4 protein-coding genes are annotated in these 7,200 nt (G+C 43.5%); all 4 read right to left on the bottom strand.

Going from position 1 to position 7,200, the window contains the following annotated elements:
* Nucleotides 1-313: 313 nt before the first annotated feature.
* Nucleotides 314-1,507, bottom strand: a complete 1,194-nt coding sequence (locus JMX07_RS12530; RefSeq protein ID WP_201608262.1) for a cation diffusion facilitator family transporter — start codon at nt 1,505-1,507, stop codon at nt 314-316.
* 232 nt (nt 1,508-1,739) lie between these two features.
* Nucleotides 1,740-4,028, bottom strand: coding sequence for a primosomal protein N' (locus JMX07_RS12525; RefSeq protein WP_201608261.1), 2,289 nt, complete (start codon nt 4,026-4,028; stop codon nt 1,740-1,742).
* A 175-nt stretch (nt 4,029-4,203) separates the two neighbouring features.
* Entirely contained in the window at nt 4,204-4,584 is a 381-nt protein-coding gene (locus JMX07_RS12520; protein ID WP_057761400.1) for a RidA family protein, read from the bottom strand.
* Nucleotides 4,585-4,697: 113 nt separating this feature from the next.
* Complete coding sequence (locus tag JMX07_RS12515; protein WP_101205788.1) at nt 4,698-6,896, bottom strand: RelA/SpoT family protein; 2,199 nt, start codon at nt 6,894-6,896, stop codon at nt 4,698-4,700.
* Nucleotides 6,897-7,200 lie beyond the last annotated feature (304 nt).

The raw sequence follows: 7,200 nt of genomic DNA, 5'->3' as shown, positions 1-7,200 counted from the left end.
GGGCGGTTAGAAAGACTTGTTGCTTCTCAAAAAAGCTTGATAATCACTTTAAAGTATTCGATCTGGTGTTCTTTTATATCAATTATGGCTACGTCTGATGCCAGCATACTTTTTAGAACACCACCAATTTTTTTAAGTTGAATAAAACAAAAGATTGTCGTAAATCAAGACTGCTTTAATGTGATCTAGATTCTAGTTCTAATTCTACGTAACTTTTATTATGAGCCAGTATCAGATGCCTATACTTGTATTTTCTAGGTCGTGTTTCAAGTTACTGACTTCTTTATTCAGTCACTTAGCTGATAATTTAACGTTAATGGTTATGACCAATATGATTATTGTCATCAGGTAGCTGTCCCGAAATATCACAGACTAATGCATCGCTATGTGAGATATTCTGCGGATGAGACGAGCTTTCGACCTGAATAGTAGCATGGTGAATACTAAGCTCTAGCAGTCTTTGCTCGAGACTGGCAATCAGAATATTTGATTCATGGATACTCATCTCACCATCTACTACTACGTGACAAGAGAGGGCATTAAGTCCGCTAGTAATACTCCAAACATGTAGGTCATGTACTTTTTGTACTTGAGAGTCTTCGAGTAATTTTTGCTCTACATCGACGAGCGATATATTGGCAGGCGTTCCTTCCATCAATATATGCACAGAATCACGTACAACGCGGTAGCCACTGATTAAAATAAGCACAGCAACGATTACTGATGCCACTGCATCTGCCCATACCCAACCAAAACCCATCATAAGTAGTGCAGCGATAATCGCAGCTACTGACCCTAACAAATCGCTCAATACGTGCAAATAGGCGCTTTGCATATTAAGGTTAACGGGTTCTTCATTATTAGGTTTCTGCTCTGCGACCTTGGCATCATCCGTACCATGATTATGACTATGATTATGGCTATGTGACTCGCCACCTTGACTACCTCGGTGCATTAGCCAAGCGACCAGAATATTGATTAACATACCGATAGTCGCCACGATAAGCATGCCTTGGGTCGCAATTTCTGGCGGTGAGTTAAAGCGTTTGATCGCTTCATAGAAAATCATCAAAGCAATTATGACAAGTGTCGCGCCATTTACCGTAGCGACTAATATCTCGAAACGCTTGTAACCGAAAGTTTTCTGATGGGTAGCTGCTTTTTCGCCGATTTTAAACGCGACCAAAGTAGCACCAAGTGCTATCGCATCGCTTAGCATATGCCCTGCATCAGATAGCAAGGCCAAACTACCGGTGAGCCAGCCGCCAATGGCTTCGATAAACATATAACCAGTAATGATAATAAAGCTGAACAGCAAGGTACGCTGATAGCCTTTGGTATCTCGTGCTGTGGTTGTCTGTTCTAGATGCTCATCATGATCGTGATGGCCTTGGTTTTCCTGAGTGTAGTTATTTTCTTCATCTTCGCGAACGTACTTAGGCACATTCGTACTATCATGCGGTTGGCTATGATTGTGCTCGTCAGAGTTTGGATTATTTGGATTCATAATAATACTCAAATTCGCTGATAATTGCGTTCGATAGATGATATTTACTGATATGACGTTTACTAATAAGTGATGTTTGCTATAGGTAGAGTAGGCGTAGAGCCTTTACCGCATATCATTTGATAGTTATAAATTTAACATAGCCAAGCATGAGAAGCTGTAACGACGAAGTAAACATGATGAGAGGAGGAGCAGAAAGATACGCACCTATTTGTTGAGAACTAAGTGAGAACTACCAACCGACAGGATCAATGTCCAAAGTAAGCTTAAGGTATTTAGCGCTTGGTAGGGCAAGCACTGGCTGCCACCACTGTCCCAACACGTGGTGCAATTGACGACGATCTTTAGCCAATAGCAAAAGCTGTGCATGGTAGCGGCTGTTCTTTTTACTCATGGGCGCATCAATAGGACCGAGAACAGCGAGGTTATGAGCATTCGGCAAATGCGCAATAGCATCCTTGAGCGCTTGAGTGGTAGCTGCCAATGTTTTGCCTTCACAGCGTATCAATGCAGCATGTCGATGAGGAGGTAAGCCCATCATTTGACGTTCTTGCAGTAGCTCGCGTGCAAATGACAAGTAGCCGTCTTTGACCAGTTTCAATAGTAACTCGTTATCAGGTTGCAACGTTTGAATCAATACGCGGCCAGCTTTGTCACCTCGGCCAGCACGGCCAGCTACTTGAATCATGAGCTGTGCGGTATGCTCTGGTGAGCGAAAGTCTGCTGATAAAAATCTGCGATCGGCATTGGGTAAGCAAACCAACGTGACATTGGGGAAGTGATGACCTTTGGCAACCATCTGTGTACCGACCAATATGGCAGGGTTGCCTTTATTGATTTGCTCGTAAATATTTTCCCAGCTGTCTTTGCGTCTTGTGGTATCACGGTCTATTTGAATAATCGGATAGAGCTCTTTGCTGGTTTGAGGATTGGCGAAGATTGCGTGTAGATTCTCGCTGAGCCTTGTCGTTCCCATACCTTTAGCATCTAGATTTTGACTACTACAATCAGGGCATACGGTAGGGATATAGGCTTGCCAATCGCAATGGTGGCATTTCAAATAAGAGTTGCTTGAGTAACTGTTTCGCTGGGATTGGCTATTATAGTGAACGGTCAGATGAGCGTCACAGCGCGGACAATCAGCTTGCCAGCCACAAGCCTCACACAATAGAACAGGCGCATAGCCACGACGATTCAAAAATATCAATACCTGATCACCGGCTTCTAGCGTTTGCCGTATCGCCCCGATCATGGCATCCGTCAGCCCTGTATCATAGCGCGCACCGTCATCTTGAGCCTGTTGATGGGTATTTTGCAAGCGAGCATCGATCAGCTGCATGGTTGCAGGTTTGGCATTACCCGGACGAGTAAGCAGTTGGTATTCTGATAGCTTGCCATCATCGACCAGTTTTAAATGCTCAAGAGAAGGTGTGGCAGTACCAAGTATCACTGGGATTTTGTATTGCAAACCTCGATAGAGAGCGACATCAGCGGCATGATAACGTAATGTGTCTTGCTGCTTGTACGAGCCATCATGCGCCTCATCAACGACAATCAGGCCTAAGTCTGCGAAAGGATATAGCACAGCCGAACGTGTACCGATCACGATTTGTGCATGACCCGTACGGCAGTCTTGCCAACCTTGTAAGCGATGAGTGTTAGTCATGCCAGAGTGTAATAGCACAATATGGGCTGCGAACCGACTGGCAAATCTTGCCCGCGTTTGCGGTGTGAGACCAATCTCTGGTACTAAAATAAGAACCTGTTTACCAGCTTCTAGTACAGCTTGCATCGCTTGCAGATAGACTTCGGTTTTACCACTACCAGTAATACCATTGAGCAGAAAACCAGTATAAGTATCTGATTCATGGGCAGCAATAATAGCGTCGACAGCAAGTTTCTGCTCATCATTGAGATCAAGTGGCATTTTTGCCAGTTTGACTGGAGCAGGTGCTTGTTTTTGCTGAATATAGCGTTCGACTAACCCTTTATCTTCTAGCGTCTTTAAAAAGGCTCGTTGCATACCTTCTAGTAGCAATACATCTTCACTGGCGCCGTGCTGACCATGTAGCTTTAGCATATCGAACTGCTGCTTTTGTTTCTTGGCATTGGCTCGAAAATCATCACCAGTGATATGAGGCAAAATGCGCCAATGGGTAATCAGCAAGTCTAATGGTTTGCCTTGACGGACAAGGCTTGGCAGGATAACTGCTAACACGTCGCCAAGCGGATAGTGGTAATAGCGGGCTAACCAATAGGCAAGCTTGAGCATGTCCGAGTTCAAAATAGGCTCAGCATCTAGACATTTATTAATGGGTTTGATTTTATTGACAGGTACGCTGCTATCGTCTTGTGAAATATGAGCAATCACAATACCAATCAGAGTCTGACGACCAAACGAAACCTCAACACGGCTGCCGATTTGCGGTATCGCACTGTTTGGCAACGCAAGCATATCAGCTGGTAAGCTATAGTCAAACACCCGATAAAGGGGAACGGGCAGAGCAACTTGTACCAACATAAACGGCTTCGCAGTCTTATTAGGTGAATATGAGATCAGAATAATAGAACGGAGACCAATAAGCTTAGCATGATGCTAAGCTTATGGTGATATGACTTATAGGATGTTGCTAAAATTAGCACTTAATAATGAGCGCTTAACAACTAGCACCTAATATTAAGCATCAAATATCATCTTATTCGATATAAAGAATAGACTCAATTTCTACCACGCCACCTTTAGGTAGAGCAGCTACTTGAACGGCAGCACGGGCAGGGTATGGCTCGCTTAGATTGGCGACAAACACTTCGTTCAAGACAGCAAAATCACTTAAATCAGTCAAAGATACATTGAATTTGACCACGTCATTTAGACTGCCACCAGCTGCTTCACAGATAGCTTTGATGTTTTCAAATACTTGCTCAGCCTGTGCTTTAAAACCTTCTCTTAGTTCCATCGTGTCAGGATCAAAACCAAGCTGACCTGAGATATAAACAGTATTACCGACTTTTACAGCTTGAGAATAGGTGCCGACTGCTGCAGGTGCTTTATCAGTTTGGATAGTTTGACGAGTCATGGGGTGTCCCTTTTATATTTTATGTGAGTGATTCATTTCTACTAGAATAGCAGTTCTATTTTAGCTATTTGCATCACGACTATATCAGTGATGCAAATCAGCAAATGCGCTTATTATAATTGATATAACCGTATAATGTTAGGGAAACCTAGCAGGGAGCGCAGTTCACGAATACCCTGTGCTAAGTGGTTGCGACTACGTACCACGATATGAATGATGGTATCAGTATTGCGAACATCAACGGTTTCAACACCCATATTGAGCTGGCGTAAGTGATAGATAACTTCACTGATTTGCTCGTCACTAAGCGCAATAGAAAGCTTTAAGTAAGCAGGAAAACGAATCTTGCCGCTATTTTTTAGATCGTGCTCACCGATGTCGCCTTGTTTGACTGCATTGTCATTGCGCCAACGTAACTGGATCACCTGATAAGGATTGTCTTTGCGGATATCATCCAGTGAGAAGCATTTATGACGATGAACGACCAAACCATGACGTGATAAATGCCCTACGATAGGGTCGCCATATATCGGATGACAACAGTTGGCAAAATCAAGCTCGACGCCAGCAGCATTTGCAATCAGCTGTTGCGGTTGGGTCATATCATCGCTATGTACTTTTGCCTGTAGATCGCTCAGTTCATCGCTAAACAAACGTGTCACGACTAGCTGAGGAAGTAGCGTACCTGAGCTTATTTGTTCAAATAACGCATCTTTTTCTGTCAGACCGCGCCATTCAGTCAGGTCTTTCCAATCAGCATCTGTCAAGTCATCAAAACTTTTCTGATGCGTTCGGAGCGCACGATCCAATGCCTGTCTACCATGGTGTTGTTTGTCAGCGACAGATAAATCTTTGAACCAACGTAAAATTTCTTCACGGGCTTTGTTAGTCACTACAAATCCCAACCACTCCGCTTTTGGTTCTGAGTGACTGTTCACTTCTATCTCAACGGACTGTCCATTTTTTACCACGGTACCGAGCTTTGCAGCTTTACCATCGATATTTGCACCAACGGCAACGTTACCAATCATAGGCCCGACCGCGTAGGCAAAATCTAGCGCCGTTGCACCCTGTGGAAGCTCGTAAGCACGCCCTTGAGGGCTATAACAAATGATTTTACTAGAGTGCAGATAATCCATCAGCTCATTAATGGTAGAGACTGCCGCTGAGAAATCAGGACTGTTTTCATTCAGATTGTCTTCGTCGACCAAATCTTTCATGTTACGCAAAGATGCTTGGATGACCGATTGACTCACATCAGATGCGTGCTCTGCCCCGATGACACCAAGTCTCGCAGCGCTTTGCATTTGCTTAGTCAATATAGTGACTTTTACCACATCATTGTCACGCTCATAGATGAGGGTGAGGGACTGGTTACCGCCTGGTAGCGGACGACGAATATTATCCGCAATATGGGTATCATCAATCTGATATTTTTTGATTAGATAATAGGCCAGTTTGTCACAGGCTTCGATATTATCAAGGACGATTTCAAACGCGTAGTGACGCAGTAGCGCATTAATCTCACCGCGATTGCGGAAAAATTGACGATATATGACCACGCGATTGTCTAAGACTTTGACCAGACCATTGAGATCCAAGTTGTTTAGCACGATACTCAAATAACGATGAATCGACTCTCTTTGAAAGTTTCGTCCAAGCCCATGTTGTAACAGTTTATCAGACAGCTTGTTGTACATGTCAGAGTCTAAATTGCGATAACACAATACTTCGATATAGTCAGCAATATCATTCAGACCCATTAATCGTGCAAATGGCACATAAAAATCCAAGGTTTCTTGAGCTGTGGTGCGTTGCTTCTCAGGACGTACCGCGTCTAGCGTAGACATATTATGTAGACGGTCAGCAAGCTTGATAATGAGTACACGCGGATCAGCGAGAGTGGCGGTTAAAATTTTATGAAAGGTGGCCGCTTTATTCTGCTGCTTGTTATGTGAAGAGGACTTTAGCTTGGTCACACCATCGACCAATCTTGATACAGTTTCACCATAACGCTGCTTGATTTGCTCATCACTAACTTCGGTGTCTTCGACCGTATCATGCAGGATTGCTGCAATGATGGTATCTCGATCTAAGCGAAAGCCCGCTAGTATCTCAGCGACAGCGATTGGATGCGTGATATAAGGTTCCCCTGATTTGCGCTTGTCTTTAATGTGCGCAATATCTCCGAACTCACAAGCATCAACAATATCACGGCGCTCAGCAGCAGTGAGGTAACCTACCGAACGTAGTAAATTATATTGAGCATCATCGACGAGGTGATGACTGAGTTTGGGTAGGGTTTGACTCATAAAATAATGATCCTATTTTCCATGACCTACTTGTTGGGCCACTTACCGAAGTAAATGGAGGCTAAATAATGACCTACCATACAAAACTTAAGGATGAGTACGCCATTCTCTAATTAATCGCAAATCGCTTTCAATGTCAACTGATAAGCGTGTGGGCGATGAAAAAATTTCACTCAGTGGTCTATTTTGGAGATAAATGGTGACCAAAATAGCCAATGCATTATTATTACAACCAAAAAACCACAGCCTATGCTGTGGTCTCTATAGTTGATCAAGATGTGTATTTATTTTATAAAAACACGAT

This window comes from Psychrobacter immobilis (genome assembly GCF_904846235.1).
Classification (GTDB): domain Bacteria; phylum Pseudomonadota; class Gammaproteobacteria; order Pseudomonadales; family Moraxellaceae; genus Psychrobacter; species Psychrobacter immobilis_C.
Note: the sequence above shows the minus strand (reverse complement) of the source record. Positions and strands in the feature narration are given on the sequence as shown.